At 68.7% G+C, this 16,647-nt stretch carries 19 protein-coding genes, 2 tRNA genes and 1 riboswitch; of the genes, 11 read left to right on the top strand and 10 right to left on the bottom strand.

The features are described from left to right. Positions 1 to 12: 12 nt before the first annotated feature. Positions 13 to 1,290 (bottom strand): ATP-dependent Clp protease ATP-binding subunit ClpX, encoded by a 1,278-nt coding sequence (clpX, locus tag AC0L6Y_RS07205; RefSeq protein ID WP_473550116.1) that lies wholly within the window; start codon positions 1,288 to 1,290, stop codon positions 13 to 15. A 130-nt stretch (positions 1,291 to 1,420) separates the two neighbouring features. Between clpX and AC0L6Y_RS07210 the strand changes: the two genes are divergently transcribed. From AC0L6Y_RS07210 to AC0L6Y_RS07220, 3 genes are all read left to right on the top strand, one after another. Then, positions 1,421 to 2,041 (top strand): hypothetical protein, encoded by a 621-nt coding sequence (locus tag AC0L6Y_RS07210; protein ID WP_473550120.1) that lies wholly within the window; start codon positions 1,421 to 1,423, stop codon positions 2,039 to 2,041. A 95-nt stretch (positions 2,042 to 2,136) separates the two neighbouring features. After that, a complete protein-coding gene (locus AC0L6Y_RS07215; protein WP_473550123.1) occupies positions 2,137 to 2,841 on the top strand; it encodes a YcnI family copper-binding membrane protein in 705 nt (234 codons plus the stop codon). Further along, on the top strand, positions 2,838 to 3,440 hold the full coding sequence (locus AC0L6Y_RS07220) for a copper resistance CopC family protein (RefSeq protein ID WP_473550127.1): 603 nt from the start codon (positions 2,838 to 2,840) through the stop codon (positions 3,438 to 3,440). The genes AC0L6Y_RS07215 and AC0L6Y_RS07220 overlap by 4 nt, the downstream gene beginning before the upstream one ends. A 75-nt stretch (positions 3,441 to 3,515) precedes the next feature. On the opposite strand, the gene AC0L6Y_RS07225 is transcribed toward AC0L6Y_RS07220, so the two are convergent. Both AC0L6Y_RS07225 and AC0L6Y_RS07230 read right to left on the bottom strand, forming a co-directional pair. Continuing rightward, the gene (locus AC0L6Y_RS07225) at positions 3,516 to 4,184 is read right to left on the bottom strand and encodes an ATP-dependent Clp protease proteolytic subunit (protein WP_473550130.1); all 669 of its coding nucleotides are present in this window, start codon (positions 4,182 to 4,184) and stop codon (positions 3,516 to 3,518) included. 33 nt (positions 4,185 to 4,217) lie between these two features. Next, a complete protein-coding gene (locus tag AC0L6Y_RS07230; RefSeq protein ID WP_473550132.1) occupies positions 4,218 to 4,808 on the bottom strand; it encodes an ATP-dependent Clp protease proteolytic subunit in 591 nt (196 codons plus the stop codon). A gap of 188 nt (positions 4,809 to 4,996) precedes the next feature. Here AC0L6Y_RS07230 and AC0L6Y_RS07235 point away from each other — a divergent pair, with 188 nt between their 5' ends. After that, the gene (locus AC0L6Y_RS07235; protein WP_473550136.1) at positions 4,997 to 5,482 is read left to right on the top strand and encodes a tetratricopeptide repeat protein; all 486 of its coding nucleotides are present in this window, start codon (positions 4,997 to 4,999) and stop codon (positions 5,480 to 5,482) included. Between the two features lie 31 nt (positions 5,483 to 5,513). On the opposite strand, the gene AC0L6Y_RS07240 is transcribed toward AC0L6Y_RS07235, so the two are convergent. The 3 genes from AC0L6Y_RS07240 to AC0L6Y_RS07250 all read right to left on the bottom strand — a co-directional run bounded on the left by AC0L6Y_RS07240 (position 5,514) and on the right by AC0L6Y_RS07250 (position 7,544). Then, positions 5,514 to 6,032, bottom strand: a complete 519-nt coding sequence (locus tag AC0L6Y_RS07240) for a DUF1697 domain-containing protein (RefSeq protein ID WP_473550138.1) — start codon at positions 6,030 to 6,032, stop codon at positions 5,514 to 5,516. A gap of 34 nt (positions 6,033 to 6,066) precedes the next feature. After that, positions 6,067 to 7,431, bottom strand: a complete 1,365-nt coding sequence (tig, locus tag AC0L6Y_RS07245; protein WP_473550141.1) for a trigger factor — start codon at positions 7,429 to 7,431, stop codon at positions 6,067 to 6,069. 38 nt (positions 7,432 to 7,469) lie between these two features. After that, positions 7,470 to 7,544 (bottom strand) — tRNA-Pro (locus AC0L6Y_RS07250). A gap of 207 nt (positions 7,545 to 7,751) precedes the next feature. Between AC0L6Y_RS07250 and AC0L6Y_RS07255 the strand changes: the two genes are divergently transcribed. The 4 genes from AC0L6Y_RS07255 to AC0L6Y_RS07270 all read left to right on the top strand — a co-directional run bounded on the left by AC0L6Y_RS07255 (position 7,752) and on the right by AC0L6Y_RS07270 (position 11,035). Continuing rightward, positions 7,752 to 9,797, top strand: a complete 2,046-nt coding sequence (locus AC0L6Y_RS07255; protein ID WP_473550149.1) for an acyltransferase family protein — start codon at positions 7,752 to 7,754, stop codon at positions 9,795 to 9,797. A gap of 77 nt (positions 9,798 to 9,874) precedes the next feature. After that, complete coding sequence (locus AC0L6Y_RS07260) at positions 9,875 to 10,243, top strand: nuclear transport factor 2 family protein (protein WP_473550152.1); 369 nt, start codon at positions 9,875 to 9,877, stop codon at positions 10,241 to 10,243. Between the two features lie 55 nt (positions 10,244 to 10,298). Further along, positions 10,299 to 10,369, top strand: a tRNA-Gly gene (locus AC0L6Y_RS07265). Between the two features lie 75 nt (positions 10,370 to 10,444). Beyond that, on the top strand, positions 10,445 to 11,035 hold the full coding sequence (locus tag AC0L6Y_RS07270; protein ID WP_473550155.1) for a hypothetical protein: 591 nt from the start codon (positions 10,445 to 10,447) through the stop codon (positions 11,033 to 11,035). A 215-nt stretch (positions 11,036 to 11,250) separates the two neighbouring features. On the opposite strand, the gene AC0L6Y_RS07275 is transcribed toward AC0L6Y_RS07270, so the two are convergent. From AC0L6Y_RS07275 to AC0L6Y_RS07285, 3 genes are all read right to left on the bottom strand, one after another. Then, entirely contained in the window at positions 11,251 to 11,523 is a 273-nt protein-coding gene (locus AC0L6Y_RS07275; RefSeq protein WP_473550158.1) for a CBU_0592 family membrane protein, read from the bottom strand. 14 nt (positions 11,524 to 11,537) lie between these two features. Further along, a riboswitch (guanidine-III (ykkC-III) riboswitch) is annotated at positions 11,538 to 11,604 on the bottom strand. 79 nt (positions 11,605 to 11,683) lie between these two features. Further along, the gene (locus tag AC0L6Y_RS07280) at positions 11,684 to 13,084 is read right to left on the bottom strand and encodes a diguanylate cyclase domain-containing protein (protein ID WP_473550161.1); all 1,401 of its coding nucleotides are present in this window, start codon (positions 13,082 to 13,084) and stop codon (positions 11,684 to 11,686) included. Beyond that, a complete protein-coding gene (locus AC0L6Y_RS07285) occupies positions 13,081 to 13,872 on the bottom strand; it encodes an alpha/beta fold hydrolase (RefSeq protein WP_473550164.1) in 792 nt (263 codons plus the stop codon). Before AC0L6Y_RS07285 ends, AC0L6Y_RS07280 begins: the two co-directional genes overlap by 4 nt. 133 nt (positions 13,873 to 14,005) lie before the next feature. Between AC0L6Y_RS07285 and AC0L6Y_RS07290 the strand changes: the two genes are divergently transcribed. Further along, positions 14,006 to 14,890, top strand: coding sequence for a serine/threonine-protein kinase (locus AC0L6Y_RS07290; RefSeq protein WP_473550167.1), 885 nt, complete (start codon positions 14,006 to 14,008; stop codon positions 14,888 to 14,890). On the opposite strand, the gene AC0L6Y_RS07295 is transcribed toward AC0L6Y_RS07290, so the two are convergent. Beyond that, positions 14,887 to 15,843 carry an L-lactate dehydrogenase gene (locus AC0L6Y_RS07295; RefSeq protein ID WP_473550171.1) on the bottom strand — a complete coding sequence of 319 codons (957 nt, stop codon included), beginning with the start codon at positions 15,841 to 15,843 and terminating at the stop codon, positions 14,887 to 14,889. The two genes, AC0L6Y_RS07290 and AC0L6Y_RS07295, sit on opposite strands and share 4 nt — an antisense overlap. A gap of 247 nt (positions 15,844 to 16,090) precedes the next feature. On the opposite strand from AC0L6Y_RS07295, the gene AC0L6Y_RS07300 reads away from it, so the two are divergent. Both AC0L6Y_RS07300 and AC0L6Y_RS07305 read left to right on the top strand, forming a co-directional pair. Further along, the gene (locus tag AC0L6Y_RS07300; RefSeq protein WP_473550174.1) at positions 16,091 to 16,261 is read left to right on the top strand and encodes a DUF2510 domain-containing protein; all 171 of its coding nucleotides are present in this window, start codon (positions 16,091 to 16,093) and stop codon (positions 16,259 to 16,261) included. Positions 16,262 to 16,407: 146 nt separating this feature from the next. After that, complete coding sequence (locus AC0L6Y_RS07305; protein ID WP_473550177.1) at positions 16,408 to 16,608, top strand: DUF2510 domain-containing protein; 201 nt, start codon at positions 16,408 to 16,410, stop codon at positions 16,606 to 16,608. The last annotated feature ends 39 nt before the right edge of the window (positions 16,609 to 16,647 follow it).

A 16,647-nucleotide genomic window follows, 5' to 3' on the forward strand; every position in this document is an offset into this window, starting at 1 on the left:
CGGTCCGCTTCGCTACGCCGACTTCTCGGCGCGCCGCGGCGCGTGCGGGACGATCGTCGGCGCCGCATTGTCGATGACCGCGTCACGGGTGACCACGACGCGCGCGACCTCCTCGCTGGAGGGCACCTCGAACATGATCGGCCCGAGCACCTCTTCGAGAATCGCCCGCAGACCGCGCGCACCGGTCTGACGCAGCACCGCAAGGTCGGCGATCGCCTCGAGCGCCTCGAGCTCGAACTCCAACTCGACATCGTCGAGCTCGAACATGCGCTGGTACTGCTTGACGAGCGCGTTCTTGGGCTCGGTGAGGATCTGCATCAGCGCGTGCTGATCGAGTGGCGACACCGTGGTGACGACGGGCAGACGACCGATGAACTCGGGGATCAAGCCGAACTTGTGCAGGTCCTCGGGGAGCACCTCGCTGAAGATCTCCGCCTCGTCGCGCTTGGAGTGCAGCGGCGCCCCGAAGCCGATCCCGCGGCGTCCGACGCGCGCGGAGATGATCTCCTCGAGCCCCGCGAAGGCGCCCGCGACGATGAACAGCACGTTCGTCGTGTCGATCTGGATGAACTCCTGGTGCGGATGCTTGCGTCCGCCCTGCGGCGGAACCGAGGCCGTCGTGCCCTCGAGGATCTTGAGCAGCGCCTGCTGCACGCCCTCCCCCGAGACGTCGCGCGTGATGGAGGGGTTCTCCGCCTTGCGGGCGATCTTGTCGACCTCGTCGATGTAGATGATGCCGGTCTCGGCGCGCTTGACGTCGTAGTCGGCGGCCTGGATGAGCTTGAGCAGGATGTTCTCGACGTCTTCGCCGACGTAGCCCGCCTCGGTGAGCGCCGTCGCATCCGCTACCGCGAACGGAACGTTGAGGCGCTTGGCGAGGGTCTGCGCGAGGTAGGTCTTGCCGCATCCGGTCGGACCGATCAGCAGGATGTTGCTCTTCTGGATGTCGATGTCGTCGATGAGCGTGTCGGCCGACGCGATCGTCGACCGGGCCCGGATGCGCTTGTAGTGGTTGTAGACCGCGACGCTCAGGGCGCGCTTCGCCGGCTCCTGCCCGATGACGTACTCCTCGAGGAACGAGAAGATCTCCTTCGGCTTTGGCAGATCGAACTCGCTCGTCGCCTCTTCGCCGGCCTCGGCGAGTCGCTCCTCGATGATCTCGTTGCAGAGCTCGACGCACTCGTCGCAGATGTAGACGCCCGGTCCCGCAATGAGCTGCTGGACCTGCTTCTGGCTTTTCCCGCAGAAGGAGCACTTGAGCAGGTCGGCACTCTCGCCGATGCGCGCCATCTTGACTCCTCCCAATGAGCGTGTCTTGAGCCTAACCCGATCCTGCGATGCTGGCCTGTCCCACGCCCGTTTTCGGCTCGGCGCGCCGTCATTCGCCGTCATCGTGCCGGATAGGCTGGAGGTGATCGCCATGACGACTGCGCCCATCGATACGACTGCCCGGCAACGCGTCCGCGCGCGCCGCGTCGGACATGCGGTGCTCATCGCGGGCCTGTCGACGCTGATCGCGGCCATGGCGCACGCGACCGCGGGCGGTGGCTGGCCGAACGCCGTCACCCTCATCGCCGCCCTCGTGCTGTCGACGTTCCTCACCACCCCGGTGGTCGACACCCACATGCGCGGCTGGCGCGTCGCCGTCGCCGTCGCGGTCGACCAGCTCGTCTTCCACGTGCTCTTCGCGACCGTCGGGGCCGCCACCGCGCTCCCCGGGGCCGCCCACGCGCACCACGACCCGATCCTGACCTTCGCGCTCGGGGCCGAGTCCTCGGCCGTCGGTCTCGGCATGGGCGCGCATCACGTGATCGCGGCTCTCGCGAGCTTCGGTCTGCTGCGCGGCGGGTGGGCCCTCCTCCTCTCGGCCCTATCGGCGGGTGCCGAGCTCCTGATCCGCGCATTCCGCACGGCGCCGTCGGTGGCTCCGCGGACTCGCGCGCCGCGCCTGGTGAGCGCACCGTCGCTGCCGTCGCCGCTCGCGATCCTGCGTCACCGGCTGCAGCGGCGCGGTCCTCCGGTTCTCGTCGCGCTCGGCTAGTCCCGAGTACACGCTTCCCTCGTTTCTGGCCGGTGACCTGAGTTCCCGGCTGCGTGCGCGCGTGCGCACCACGATGAATTGGACCTGATTTCCCTATGAAGAACACCACCCTCACCAAGGCCGGCATCGCCCTCGGCGCCGGAACCCTGCTCGCCCTCGCGGGCGCGCTGCCCGCGAGCGCCCACGTCGGCGTCAGCGCCTCGACCACGGCAGCCGGCTCGTACGCTCTGCTCTCGTTCAGCGTGCCGCACGGCTGCGACGGCTCGCCGACCACCGCGATCTCGATCGAGTGGCCCGAGGAGATCACCGCCGCCACCCCGACCGTCGTCGCGGGCTGGGAGGCATCGAAGGTGACCGTCGAGGTCGCCGCCACCACCGACGCCCACGGCAACGAGGTGACCGAGCGCGTCGCGCAGGTCGTCTACACGGCGACCGACGGCGGACTGCCCGACGGCTACCGTCAGCAGTTCGATGTGCAGGCGCTGCTGCCCGACCTGGAGGCGGGAACCACGCTCTCGTTCCCGGTCACGCAGACCTGCGAGGTCGGCGAGACTGTCTGGGAGGGCGAGGACACCCCGACCGTGACGCTCAGCGCCGCCGTCGCGGACGCGCACGGGCACACCGAGGACGGCGACGAGCACGACGCCGCAGCCGACGAGGAGATGACGGCGTCGGAGGCCGGCACCGCGTCGTCGACCGACGTGCTCGCCCGCGCGCTCGGCATCGGCGGCCTCGTCGTCGGCACCGCCGGCATCGTCGCCGCCATCGCCTCGCGCCGCGGCGTCCGATCGGAATCATGACCCGGTCAACTCGTGCCGGCATGGCGGTGGCAGCGCTCGCTGCCGCCGCCGTGCTCGGCCTCGCCTCCCCCGCCCTCGCGCACAACTCGGTCGTCTTCACCAACCCCGCCGAGGGTGAGGTGGTGTCCGAGCTGCCGGAGAGCTTCGAGATCCGCACGAGCGACTCGCTGCTCGACCTCGGCGGCGACGGCAACGGCTTCGCGTTCCTGGTGCAGGATGCGGCGGGCCTCTACTACGGCGACGGCTGCACGCGGATCTCGGGGTCGTCAATGTTCACGACGGCGGCGATCGGCGATCCGGGCGAGTACACGATCACGTGGCAGCTCGTCTCGGCCGACGGCCACACCGTGAGCGGGAGCTACGGCTTCACGTGGGCTCCGGCGGACGAGTTCGTCGGGTCGGCGGGAAGCGCCTCGGCTCCCACCTGCGGAGTCGCGCCGACCCCGGCGGACCCCGAGCCCACGGACGCCGCGCCCGAGGAGCCCTCCGACGCGGAGGCATCCGCCCTCAGCTCGGACGCGTGGTGGATCCTCGGCGCTGTCGGCGCCGTCGCGGCGACCATCGTCGTCACCGTGCTGCTGACGCGCCGCCGCGCCTAGCCGCGACATCGTTCTGAGAAACGACGTGTGGCCCCGGACTGAGTCCGGGGCCACACGTGCGTGATGCGAGCGGTGCTACTTGACGAGCGCGTTGCCCGTCTTGCGGCTCGTGAGCACCTGGTCGATGAGGCCGTACTCCAGCGCCTCGGCGGCCGACAGGATCTTGTCGCGCTCGATGTCGGTGTTGACCTGCTCGGCGGTGCGGTTGGAGTGCTTCGACAGCGTCTCCTCCAGCCAGGTGCGCAGACGCAGCACCTCGGCCGCCTGGATCTCGATGTCGGAGGCCTGACCGCGGCCGGCCTCGCCGACGGCGGGCTGGTGGATGAGCACGCGCGCGTTCGGAAGCGCGAGGCGCTTGCCGGGCGTGCCCGCCGCGAGAATGACCGCGGCGGCCGAGGCCGCCTGGCCGAGCACCACCGTCTGCACCTGCGGGCGGATGTACTGCATCGTGTCGTAGATCGCCGTCATCGCGGTGAAGGATCCACCGGGCGAGTTGATGTACATGACGATGTCGCGGTCCGGGTCCTGGCTCTCGAGCACGAGAAGCTGCGCCATCACGTCGTCGGCGGAGGCGTCATCCACCTGCACGCCGAGGAAGATGATGCGGTCCTCGAAGAGCTTGGCGTAGGGGTCCTGACGCTTGAAGCCGTAGGCGGTGCGCTCCTCGAAGCTGGGGAGGATGTAGCGCGAGCCGGGCATCCGCTGCGCCAGGTCGCCGGCCGCGGAGAAGTTCGGGGTTTCCATCTGAGTTGTTGTCCTTCGTCTCGGGCTCGCCGGCTACTTCTTGTCGTTCGTGCCGCCGCCACCGACGACGTCGGAGGCGGATTCGCGAATGTGGTCCACGAAGCCGTACTCAAGCGCTTCCTGCGCGTCGAACCAGCGGTCGCGGTCGCCGTCGGCATTGACCTGCTCGACGGTCTTGCCGGTCGCCTCGGCGGTGATCTCGGCCAGGCGCTTCTTCATGTCGAGGATGAGCGCGGCCTGCGTCTGGATGTCGGAGCTGGTTCCGCCGAACCCGCCGTGCGGCTGGTGCAGCAGCACACGCGCGTTGGGGGTGATGTAGCGCTTGCCCTTGGTGCCGGCCGTGAGGAGCAGCTGCCCCATCGAGGCCGCCATGCCGATGCCGACGGTGACGATGTCGTTCGGCACGAACTGCATCGTGTCGTAGATCGCCATGCCCGCGGTGATCGAGCCACCGGGCGAGTTGATGTAGAGGTAGATGTCCTTCTCGGGGTCCTCGGCCGCGAGCAGCAGGAGCTTCGCCGCGATCTCGTTCGAGTTGTCGTCGCGCACCTCAGATCCGAGCCAGATGATGCGGTCTTTGAGAAGGCGGTCGAAGACGCTCGGCGGGAATGCCGTTTCAGCCATGGAAGGGACTCCTGTTCTGTGGTGTCGAGTTCGAATCTACCGGCGAGCCCGCCTCGACTTGGGCATGTTCGCCGTGGGCGTGAGCGCACGGCGAACAAAAGGCGGCACAGCCGCCGTGGGCGTGAGCGCACGGCGAACAAAAGGCGGCACAGCCGCCGTGGGCGTGAGCGCACGTCTACTGTCGAAGGATGCAGGACGACTGGGAGTCGCGGGTAGCAGCGGCGTGGGCCGACGCGGCGCACCGCACCGAGGACGAGGTGGCGGCGGCGATCAATGCTCTGGTCGCCGAACGTCCACCCGGAGATACGGCCGCGCTCTTCGAGGCAGCGAGCGTGCAGGACTTCCTCGGGAACGAAGCTGCGGCCGAACCGCTGTATCGGGCAGCACTCGCCGCAGGTCTTGGCGACGAGCGCCGCGGGCGGGCGGTCATCCAGTTGGCGAGCACCCTCCGGAACCTGGACCGCGCGGAGGAGGCACTGGAGCTGCTGCGCGCCGAGTTCGCCGACCGTCCTGACCATCCTCTGGCCGACGAGGCGATGGCGTTCGCGGCACTGTCGCTGGCGTCGCTCGGCCGCCCGACGGAGGCGCTGGCCGCGGCATTGCTCGCGCTCGCCCCGCACCTCACGAGCTACCGGGCGTCGGTTGAGGCCTACGCGACCGAACTGCTCGACTGACGAGACTGACGAGACTGGCAAGACTGACGACTCAGCGCAGCAGCTTCTCAAGCGTGTTGAGGTTGCGGGTCGTGATCCACGGCTTCATCCGCGCCGCCGCCTGCGCCTTGCCCAGCCGCGAGTCGATCGTGGATCCCTGCGGCACCGTCCAGTAGATGACGCCCGCCCCCGGCGCCGCTCGTTCGGCCTCCGGGTCGAGTTCGACGGCGAGGAGTTCCTCGCGCACCTCCGGCCGCACGGCGACGATCGCGTAGTCGTGCCAGCCGTCTCGTCCGCGCTCGAAGGGGTAGGCATCCACGATCCGGCGGATCGCGTCCAGCGGCAGCACATGCACCCACGCCTCGTAGCCGAACCGGTCGCGCAGCGCCGTCTCGAGTCGCGCTGCGGCGGCATCCGTCTCTTCGTCGGTCTCGAACAGCACGTTGCCGCTCGCGAGCACGGTGCGAACCTCGGCGAAGCCCAGGCCCGTGACGAGTTCGGCCAGCTCCGCCATGCGGATCTTCACCCCGCCGACGTTCACTCCACGAAGAAGGGCGGCACACCGAGTCATGAACCCAGTGTGCCGCCCCGCTCAGACGTTTGTCTTAGTGGTTGTGACCCGCGTGCTCGTCGTCGGCGCCCGCGGCGGCCAGAAGGTCGGCGGCGTTCGACTCGTCGTCACCCTCACCGAGCACGGCAGCGGTGAACGCGGAGACGTCCACGGCCTTGCCCTTGGTGTCGACGACCTTGGCCTTGCCGAGCACGACCGCGAGGACCTTGCTGCGCGCGACCTCGCCGACCATGGCCGGGATCTGGCCGTTCTGGTCGAGCACCTGGATGAACTCGCCCGGCTCCATGCCGTACTGCTGCGACGCCTGAACGAGGTAGTTGGTGAGCTCCTGCTGGCTGACCTTCACCTCTTCCTTCTCGGCGATCGCGTCGAGGAGGATCTGGGTGCGGAACGTCTTCTCGCTCGAGACGGCGACCTCGGCGCGGTGCTCGTCGTCCTCGAGACGGTTCTCGTTCTCAAGGTGGCGGTTCACCTCGTCATCGATGAGCTGCTGCGGGACGGGGATCTCGACCTTCTCAAGGAGAACGTCGACGATCTTGTCGCGCGCCGCGGCGCCCTGACCGAAGGTGGCCGACTTCTCGAGCTGCTCGCGCAGGTCGGCACGCAGCTCGCCGATGGTGTCGAACTGGCTGGCGATCTGAGCGAACTCGTCGTCGGCCTCGGGCAGCTCGCGCTCCTTGACGGCAAGCACCGTCACGGCGATCTGCGCCTTCTCGCCGGCGTTGTCGCCGCCGAGCAGCTCCGACTCGAAGGTGGTCTCCTCACCCGCGGTGAGGGTCTCCACGGCGTCGTCGATGCCGTCGATCAGCTCACCCGAGCCGAGCTCGTAGCTGATGCCGGAGGCGGTGTCGACCTCGTTGCCGCCAATCGTGGCGGTCAGGTCGAGCGACACGAAGTCGCCCTTCTTGGCCGGACGGTCGACGGTGACGAGGGTGCCGAAGCGGGTGCGGAGGTTCTCGAGCTCGGTCTCGACGTCGTCGGGCGAGACGCTGACGGGCTCGACCTCGAGCTTGAGGCCGTCGTACTTGGGCAGCTCGAAGTCGGGACGAACGTCAACCTCGACCTCGACGAGCAGGTCGCCGGAGAAGTCCTTCTCGCTCGGCCACTGCGTGACGTCGGCGGAGGGGCGCCCGAGCGGGCGGAGCTTCTCCTCCTGGGCTGCCTCGCGGTAGAGGCGGTCGAGGCCTTCGCTCACCGCGTGGTTGAGCACCTCGGCGCGGCCGACGCGCTGGTCGATGATGGGCGGCGGAACCTTGCCCTTGCGGAAGCCGGGAATGTTGACCGACTCGGCGATGTGCTTGTAGGCGTGGTCGATGGAGGGCTTGAGCTCCTCGGGCGTCACGGTGATGCTGAGCTTGACGCGCGTGGGGGAAAGCTTCTCGACGGTCGTGCTGACCATAGGTCTGGTATCTCCTGAAGGTGTCTGGATGGGCTTCGTCGGGGCGACAGGATTTGAACCTGCGACCTCCCGCTCCCAAAGCGGGCGCTCTAGCCAAGCTGAGCTACGCCCCGGATGTTTCGTCCCGCCGCCGATGTTCGCGGCGGGCGGGGCGGCACAGTGAGTGACGTGCGGGCACGGCTCACCGACGAATGGCCGCGGTAAGTCTAGCCGAGAGTGACTGCGGGTGTTCTTTGCGGAGCCGGCGGGCGCCGCCGCGCGCGTGCTCGAACTGAGCAGCGGCGCCGGAACCGCGGCCGGTGCCCTCAATAATGGACTCTGTGTCGACTTCTCTTGAGCGCCCCACTGTGCCCATTGCGCGCAAGAGCGACGGACTCCTTCCCGAAATCCAGGGCCTCCGCGCCGTCGCTGTCGGCCTGGTCTTCGCGTTCCACCTCTGGCCCGAACGCATCCCAAGCGGATTCATCGGGGTCGACATCTTCTTCGTGATCTCCGGCTACCTGATCATCGGCCATCTCGTGCGCCAGCTCCGCGACACCGGACGCATCGACCTCGCCGGCTTCTGGACACGCCGCATCCGCCGCATCCTGCCCCTCGCCCTCGTTGTCCTGTTCACGACCGCGATCGCGTCCTGGCTCCTTGCCCAAGGTGAGAACCGGATCCAGTATCTGCAGGAAGTCGTCGCCGCGGTGTTCTTCTCGGAGAACTGGCTTCTGGCCTACAACGCGATCGACTACCTCCGTGCGGACTACGACCCGTCGCCGGTGCAGCAGTTCTGGTCGCTCGGAGTCGAAGAGCAGTTCTACCTTCTGCTCCCCGTGCTTTTTGCGCTGGTCGTGGTGGCGACGGGTCGCCTCAGCAGGCAGCGGGACAACGCGATCCTGGTGCTCCTCGTCACGCTCTTCACCGCGAGCTTCATTGCCAGCGTGATCTTCTCTTCATCGGCTCCCGACACGGCGTACTTCGCGACCCCGCTGCGCCTCTGGGAATTCCTTGCGGGAGGCCTCGCCGCGTTCGTCTCGCTTCGCGTTCCGCAGCGATGGTCGACGCTCGTCGCCGTCGGCGGCGCCGTCGCGATCGTCCTCTCCGCGTTCCTGATCACCGAGGAGACTCCGTTTCCCGGCTGGATCGCTCTTCTTCCTGTCGTCGGCACGCTGGCGGTGATCGCGGCAGGGAACCGGTCATGGTTCGGGCGGGTCTCCTCCTTCGCCCCCGTGCTGTGGGCCGGCGGCATCTCGTACGGCATCTATCTGTGGCACTGGCCGATCATCCAGTTCACACCCGGTGAGCTCGACCAGATGGGAATCACCACCAAGGCGGTGATCATCACGGGGACGCTCGCCTTGGCCTGGTTCACGAAACGGACGATCGAAGATCCCGCCCGGTTCGCGACAGCCATTGGCTCTCTCCGCGTGCGAAAGCGCACGGTCGTCGTCGCGGCGATCGCCGCGATGTCTCTCGTTGCCGGCGTTGCGTGGGCCGGGATCACCGTGACCGAGCGAGAACGAGACGAACTGCTCGCCTACATCGACAGGCTCGAGACCGGCGATCTGGGGTGCCTCGGTGCCGGGTCCGCCGACCCCGCCCTGTCCTGCCCGACAGACATGGACGGCCCCGTCCTTCCGCCGCTTGAGGTGCTGCGCACGGACGACTCGAACCGAGCCGAGTGCTGGAGCGGGGATTCGCCGCCCACGGTGAACGTGTGCACGCTCGGGCCGGCTTCGGGCTACGACCTTCGTGTTCTCGCGCTGGGGGATTCGTTCAACGGAGCACTGGTCGCCGCCTACGAGACCACCGCGGAACTCAACAACTGGCGAATCGACATCGCCTCGCGCCGAAGCTGTGCGTGGAGTTCGGCGCCGACGAATGCATCCCGGAGCGAGGAATGCCTGCTGTGGAATGATCTCATCGACGAATACCTCAACGAGGTCGAACCGTACGACGTGATCTTCACCACGGCATCGGGTCGCGCCGCCTCGGACACCCTCGTCGCCGGATACCAGGAGACATGGCGGCGGCACGCCTCCGACGAGACGCTGATCGTCGCGATCGCCTCGCCGCCGCGGACTCGCAACGAGTACATCGCATGCTTGAACGACAATCGCGACTCGATCAACGAGCAGTGCTCACTCGATCGCACGGAGGCGCTTTCTGACATCGACGCTCTCTCCGTCGCGGCCACCTCAGCCGACCGCGTCGCCGTCATCGATCTCAACGATCTCATCTGCCCCGGGGACCCGTGCACGCCGATCATCGGCAACGCGATCGCCTACCGCAGCAGCGGGCACTTGACGCGCACCTTCGTCATCACATTGGGACCGTATCTGGCGGAGCGCGCGGCGGACATCGTCGCGAGCCACCGGTAGCGGCACCGACGGGCGCCCGGCGGGCGCCCGGCGGGTCGCGGGTGTTGTTTCTCCACTGCGAGGCGCATTCTTGACTCATGGACGAGTCACGACGTGCGGCCAAGGATTGGGTCGCCGGATACCTGCGGGCCTGGAAGTCGAACGACCCCGCCGAGATCGGCGCGCTCTTCGCCGAGAAGGCCGAATACCGCTTCGACGCCTTCAGCGATCCGGTGGTCGGCCGCGAGGCCATCGTCGCCGAATGGCTGCGCCGTCAGGATGCGGCGGATTCGTGGACCTTCGAGCATGACGTCGTCGCGACCGAGGGCGACCTCGCGATCGTCGAAGGCGTGACCCGCTACGCGGACGGCCGCGCCTACTCGAACCTCTGGCTGATCCGGCTCGCCGCCGACAAGACGGCCACCTCGTTCACCGAGTGGTGGATGGACCACGCCAACCCGTCCTGAACGGGGGCGCCGCGCTCCTGCGCTACACTCAATCCCGGCCGTTCCGACGGCCGACGGGGATGTAGCTCAATGGTAGAGCCTCAGTCTTCCAAACTGATTACGCGGGTTCGATTCCCGTCATCCCCTCCGTTTTCCCCCGCGCGAGCCACCTAAGGGAACTGCTCATTGCAGGCTCCACGGCACCCTCGGTTGACTCGACCCATGACCTCACTCGCCGTCTCCGCCCGCGTCGGCGCGGCTCTCGCGCTGTTGACGTTTGTGAGCGCCTGCGCGTCCGAAGGACCGACCGGGCTCAGCGCCGCGAACAATGACGCGGATCAGGCCGACAGCGCCAACGAGGACGGCAGCAGCGACACCGGCGACGATGCCGCCGTCAAACTCGCCGACCCCGCCGACATTCCGGACCCCTCGACGCTGGCACCCGGCACAGGCGTCGTGATCGTCGACGGCATCTGGATGGAGTTCAAGCGAGGCGACAGCGTGTTCGACGTCTGCATCATGGACCCCGCAACCGGCTTCGGCGACGCCAAGCTCAACCTCGTCGGCGTTCCTGACGAAGGGGCACCGCACCTCGTGGTGAGCGTCGGAGCCGAACCCAAGTTCATCACCCTCGCGTACCCGCGAGAGTTCGCCTACGTCGCCGGAACCGGCGATGAGGTCGCGCAGTTCGGCGTCACCGGATCGCCGATCAGCGTCGAGGCGGGCGATGGATTTCTCCTGTCGCTCGTCACGTTCACCAGCCAGGTGACCGGAGACCCCGTTCCCGGCGCAATCTCGATCCGCTGCGAGTGATCGTCAGCGCTCAGCCCAGACCGACCGCCTCGAGCGCGTGAGCGACCACGTAGGCAGAGGCCCGGAACCGCGCGAGTTCGTCGCCGTCGAACCGCACCGGCAGCACCTCGGCTTCGACCGTGTCGGTGCGGATGTCGTAGAGATGGGAGTGCCTCCGTCTTCCAAACTGATGACGCGGGTTCGATTCCCGTCATCCCCTCCACCCGAAGCCCGACTCAGAGCGATGCCAGCGACCGCTCCCGCTTGCGCTGCGCGCCGCCGATCACGGCCTTGACCAGGGCGACGGCCGAGACGACCGCCCACACCGCCTCCAGCAGCAGGAACCCCCACTGGCCGCCGATTGCCGCCTCGACGGCGAGAACGGCCGAGCCGACGAGGTTGAGCACGAGGTACCGGCGTGACTGCGGGTTGAGCCAGCCGCGCTGAGCCGCAACGAATGCGGTGAGAACCAGCAGCGATCCGGCGATTTGGACGATCTGGTCGAGCATGACGGCCCCCTCTGGGAGCGTCGTCGTGCGGTCCGGGTACGGCGCGTCTCGTCCGGGAGGCCGACCGTGCGTCGGCATCGCGACAATTCTCTCAGTTCGGTCGGGGAAACGGAACTCCGGGACGCCGGTGAGGATCATCGACACGAGCGCCGACAACTCGCTACGCGGGTTCGATTCCCGTCGCGCTCTCCGCGGTGGGCGCCGACCGCCCCGCTGCCCTCGTCTTCGCGCGGTACATCGCCGCGTCCGCGTCGCGAAACAGCTCCTCGATCGTGCGCGTGTCGTTCGGCGAACACACGGCGACGCCGACGCTCGCCCCGAGTACGACTCCGGGAGCGGCCTCCACGGACTCGGCGAGCGCCCGCTGCGCCCGTTCGGCGATCAGCTCGGCCTCGACGAGGTCGACCCCGCCGCAGACGATGACGAACTCGTCGCCGCCGATCCGGGCGACCACATCGTGGTCGCGCACCACCGAACGCAAGCGCACGGCGGCGGCCTGCAGCACGGCATCGCCGGCGAGATGACCGTGACGGTCGTTCACCTGCTTGAAGGCGTTCAGATCGACCACGATCACCGCGAACGGCTCGTGCGCGTCGCGGGAGCGCTGCGCGACCTCGTCGACCGCGTCGGCGAGCAGCCGTCGGTTCGCAAGGCCCGTGAGCTGATCGTGCGTGGCACCGTGACGAAGCTGCTCGTGCAGGGCGATGCGGTCCAGCGCATTGACGGCGATGCGCCCCAGCGCCTGCAGGAGTTCGCCGTCCTGATCACTCCAGTCGCGCCGTCGACCGAAGCAGATCGTCGTGATGCCGAGCGTCTCGGCATCGCCGACCAGCGGCGCCGCGACGGCCGTCTCGACGCGCCCGCGGCGAAGCGCCGCCGCGGTCGCCGGATCCCGCTCGTCGGCGACGTGGGCAACCGCCAGCGCCCCGGTGCCGAGAGCCGCGCTCTCGACCGCGAGCCGCTCCTCGACGCGACGCTCGCCGGCGAGCGTCGCGAGTCCCGTCGCGCCGACCGACGAGATGGTCACCGCCGTCGCGTCGAAAGCCCGTCGCACCGCGTCCGCCAGAGCGCCGCCCGCCTCCGCAGCGGTGCGCGCGTCGCCGATCACGACACCTGCCTCCTGGAGCACGCGCACGCGCGTCGCCGACGACTCGGCGGCGCGGCGCGCCGCCAGCAGTTCGCGCTCGTAGTCGCGCCGCTCGCGCGCATCGAAGACGGCCACCTGCACGTCGCTCGACGACTCGCCCTCGGCTGTCGACCACCGGGCAGAGACGAAGGCGGGAAGTTCCGAGCCGTCAGACCGGGCGAACGTCAGCGCGACCTCGCTCACCGCTCCGCGCAGGCGCAGCACGGGAAGGTATCGCGTGTCGTAGAAAAGCTGGCCCGAGGCCGTCAGCAGCGACGAGAAGGTGCGACTCGCGACGTCGTCGGGTGCGAGTCCCAGCCACTCCCGAAGGGTGCTGTTCATTCCGAGGATGACACCGTCGATCGTGGTCGACATCAGCCCGCACGGGGCCTGGTGATACCTCGACACCTCGGTCGGCTCGTCGCGTTCGCTCATCCCACCGACTCGGCGATGGCGGCGGCAAGCTCCTCGGGCGCCGAGAGGTTCGGGCAGTGCCCGCGCGCATCCAGGCGGACAAGCCGCGCACCGGGGATGTTGTCCGCGACGTACTCGCCGACCGCGTCCGGCGCGATCACGTCGTCGGTGCACTGGAGCACGACGGTCGGCGTGGTCACCTCGGCGAGGTCGAGCCGGTTGTCCGACAGGAAGGTGACGCGGGCGAAGTGCCGAGCGATCTCGGGGTCGACGCTGCAGAAGCTCGCCGTCAGCTCCTCCCCGAGCTCGGGGCGCTCCGAATTGCCCATGATGACCGGCGCGATCGCCGACGACCAGCCCAGATAGTTGGCGTCAAGGGTGTCCAGCATGCCGTCGATGTCGGACTCGGTGAACCCGCCGACGTAGTCGCCGTCGTCGACGTACCGCGGGCTGGGGCCGACGAGCACGAGCGAACCGAACCGCGCGGGGTCTCGGGTCGCGGCGAGGACGCCGATCATCGCGCTCACCGAGTGCCCGACGAACACGACGTCGTTGAGTCCGAGCTCATCCAGGATCTCGAGCAGATCGTCGGCGTAGCCGTGCAGCGAGTCGTATTTGCCCCGGTCGTAGGCGCTCAGGTCTGAGCCGCCCGATCCGACGTGATCGAAGGTCACCGTCGTGAACCGATCCCGGAACGCCACCTCGACATGCCGCCACATCTCCTGGCTCGCATCCGAACCCGTGCGCGAAGACGATCGGTCGCCCGTCGGCCCGCCCGCGAACCCGCACATTGTTGCGCCGTCGAACATCGGCTGCTGCTGTTGACACGATGCTCCCCCTTCGCATCGCGAGACTAGTCGACCCGGTCTCAGGAAGTTAGTCTTCCAAGACGCCTCGCGTTTCGCGCGGCGCGACGTCGAGCTGGGGGGGGTGAGTCGATCGGTGAGAGCCGGCGAGCCACACGAGGACCTCAGCCAGCGCGTTGACGCGCCCGGGCCATTCGACGCGCCGCTGCTGCTCGGCCGCTACCGTCCGCTGGAGCGGATCGGCCGCGGGGGCAGCGCCACGGTGTTCCGCGGGGTCGACGAGACCTTGGGTCGCCCGGTGGCGATCAAGCTCTTCCACGCCGGCACCGCACGCGAACTCGAACGCCACGGGGACGAGCTTCGGGCGCTCGCCGGGCTCGCCCACCACGGGATCGTCGGAATCATCGACGCCGGCGTCGACCTCTCGCAGCGGGAAGACCCGCGGCCGTTCCTCGTGATGGAGTACGTCTCGGGAATGACCCTGCAGGATGCCGCTCAGGCCCACCGGCTGAGCACGCGCGCCATCGGCGAGCTCGGGTTCGAGGTCGCGGAGACGCTCGCCTACATTCACTCCCACGGGGTCGTGCACCGCGACGTCACCCCGACGAACATCATGCTCGTCGACTACGGGACGCCGTCGCTGCGGCGCCGAGCCCGACTGACGGACTTCGGCATCGCGGTGATCGGCGGATCGACCCCCGGCGACTCGGATGTCGCGGTCGGCACAGCCGCCTACCTCAGCCCGGAGCAGGCGACGGGGCAGAGCGTCGGCGCCCCGACGGACATCTACTCGCTGGGCCTTGTCCTGCTCGAGCTCTTCACCGGGCGTCGTGAGTTCCCGGGCCCGTTCCGAGAGTCGATGGCCGCTCGGCTCGAACGCGATCCGGTCGTCGAACGCGGCGTGCCCCGCGCCTGGCGCCCCCTGCTTCGAGACATGACGGCGCGACAGCCAGCGCGGCGCCCCGACGCCGCGGCGGTGCTGGAGTCCTCGCGACGTCTGCTCCGTGCGCGTCGGCGCTAGTCGAGCCCCAGCGTCTGGATCGACGTCGCGACGACCTCCGCGGACGCCTGGAAGCGCGCCGTCTCCTCGTCGCTGAAGGGCAGCGGCAGCACCTCGGAGATGCCGGACGAGTCGACGATCGTCGGCACCGAGAGCGCGACGCCGGAGACGCCGTGGTAGTCGGTCAGGATCGAGCTCACCGGCAGGATCGCGTGCTCGTCGCGCAGGATCGCCTCGACGATGCGCGCTCCGGAGACGCCGATCGCGTAGTTGGTGGCTCCCTTGCCCGCGATGACCTTGTAGGCGGCGTGCACGACGTCGTCGGCGATGCGGTCCAGTTCGGCGCCGTCCAGCGCCCGACGGCCGGCGGGCGCCCAGTCGCGGATCGGGATCGGCCCGATGCGGGCCTGCGACCAGAGCGGGAACTCCGAGTCGCCGTGCTCCCCCACCATCATCGCGTGCACGCTCGACGGGGCGACGCCCACCCGCTCGGCCAGCAGCCACTTGAGGCGCGAGGAGTCGAGCACCGTGCCCGAAGAGAACACGCGGTTGGCGGGCAGCCCGCCGAAGCGGTGCGCCGCGACGGTCAGAACGTCGCACGGGTTCGTGACGAGCATGTAGATCGCGTCCGGTGCCTGCTCGACGAGCGCCGGCATGAGGTTACGGAGGATCGCCACGTTGGCGCCGGCGAGGTCGAGGCGCGACTGTCCCGGCTCCTGCTTCGCGCCCGCCGTCACGACGACGACGTTCGCGCCGTGCACGACCCCGATGTCGGAGCCGCCGGTGATCCGCGACGCCCCCGTGAACGCGGTCCCGTGCGCCAGGTCGAGCACCTCGGCTTCGACCTTGTCGGTGCGGATGTCGTAGAGGGCGACCTCGCGCGCGCTGCCCCGCAGCAGCGCAGAGAACGCGAGTGAGGTCCCGACGGCGCCCGCGCCGACGATCGCGAGCTTGGAGTTTTCGATGACGGCCATGCCCCCATCGTCGTCGAACTGGCCCCGGAATCCGAGGGACGGAAGTCCCACGGAACACGGCAAAATCAGGGGTTCTCTCGGCTATTCAGCACCCCGTGGCGCTTTTGTACCCCGAATCGTCCCCCTTTTTGCCCCCCGCTCTGGGGATGGGGGACTCTGTCTCCCCCGGAGTAACTTCGAAGACGTTCACCCCCCCTCGCCACGCTCCCCCCAGATCGCGTGGCGCCCGTCCCCCCGGAGCACCCTCATGACTGTCGTCACCCCCCAGACGCCCGCCGCCCCCGCCGGTTGGTACCGCGACCCGCTCGGCATCCCCCAGCTGCGCTGGTGGAACGGCATCGCGTGGACGAACCACATCCAGGAAGACCGCGCCGAGTTCCAGACCTGGTCGCACAACCTCGCGGGCGCCGTCGCGTAACCTCCGCCGCGGAGTCACGTTCGCTCGGCGCTGAGAAATTCCCAAATAACCCTCGCGCCCCCCGTAGTGGGGGGTATAGCATGCGGATTACCACGATCCCCGTCGTGGACACTCCATCCCCGCTTCTCCCGCGAAGGAGCACCCCCGTGACGACGATTACCCCGTCCAGCCCCGCCATTCCCGCTGGCTGGTACCGTGACCCGCTCGGCATTCCCCAGCTACGCTGGTGGAACGGCATGGCCTGGACCAACCGGATCCAGGAAGACCGCGCCGAGATCCAGACCTGGAGCATTGACTACATCAATGACGCTCTGGATCGCCGCGCCGGTCGCCACACCGCCGCCTGATCACACCCCGCCAGACCGTGCCGCGACGGCGCGACTGAA

The organism is Pseudolysinimonas sp. 10J20-29 (genome assembly GCF_055809595.1).

Coding starts and splice junctions, on each gene's coding strand:
- AC0L6Y_RS07220 (WP_473550127.1), top strand. CDS start 2,838: ATGACCCGGTCAACTCGTGCCGGCATGGCGGTGGCAGCGCTCGCTGCC.
- AC0L6Y_RS07215 (WP_473550123.1), top strand. CDS start 2,137: ATGAAGAACACCACCCTCACCAAGGCCGGCATCGCCCTCGGCGCCGGA.
- AC0L6Y_RS07280 (WP_473550161.1), bottom strand. CDS start 13,084: ATGAGCGAACGCGACGAGCCGACCGAGGTGTCGAGGTATCACCAGGCC.
- AC0L6Y_RS07295 (WP_473550171.1), bottom strand. CDS start 15,843: ATGGCCGTCATCGAAAACTCCAAGCTCGCGATCGTCGGCGCGGGCGCC.
- clpX (WP_473550116.1), bottom strand. CDS start 1,290: ATGGCGCGCATCGGCGAGAGTGCCGACCTGCTCAAGTGCTCCTTCTGC.
- AC0L6Y_RS07230 (WP_473550132.1), bottom strand. CDS start 4,808: ATGGCTGAAACGGCATTCCCGCCGAGCGTCTTCGACCGCCTTCTCAAA.
- AC0L6Y_RS07210 (WP_473550120.1), top strand. CDS start 1,421: ATGACGACTGCGCCCATCGATACGACTGCCCGGCAACGCGTCCGCGCG.
- AC0L6Y_RS07240 (WP_473550138.1), bottom strand. CDS start 6,032: ATGACTCGGTGTGCCGCCCTTCTTCGTGGAGTGAACGTCGGCGGGGTG.
- AC0L6Y_RS07275 (WP_473550158.1), bottom strand. CDS start 11,523: ATGCTCGACCAGATCGTCCAAATCGCCGGATCGCTGCTGGTTCTCACC.
- AC0L6Y_RS07270 (WP_473550155.1), top strand. CDS start 10,445: ATGACCTCACTCGCCGTCTCCGCCCGCGTCGGCGCGGCTCTCGCGCTG.
- AC0L6Y_RS07300 (WP_473550174.1), top strand. CDS start 16,091: ATGACTGTCGTCACCCCCCAGACGCCCGCCGCCCCCGCCGGTTGGTAC.
- tig (WP_473550141.1), bottom strand. CDS start 7,431: ATGGTCAGCACGACCGTCGAGAAGCTTTCCCCCACGCGCGTCAAGCTC.
- AC0L6Y_RS07235 (WP_473550136.1), top strand. CDS start 4,997: ATGCAGGACGACTGGGAGTCGCGGGTAGCAGCGGCGTGGGCCGACGCG.
- AC0L6Y_RS07260 (WP_473550152.1), top strand. CDS start 9,875: ATGGACGAGTCACGACGTGCGGCCAAGGATTGGGTCGCCGGATACCTG.
- AC0L6Y_RS07225 (WP_473550130.1), bottom strand. CDS start 4,184: ATGGAAACCCCGAACTTCTCCGCGGCCGGCGACCTGGCGCAGCGGATG.
- AC0L6Y_RS07285 (WP_473550164.1), bottom strand. CDS start 13,872: ATGTTCGACGGCGCAACAATGTGCGGGTTCGCGGGCGGGCCGACGGGC.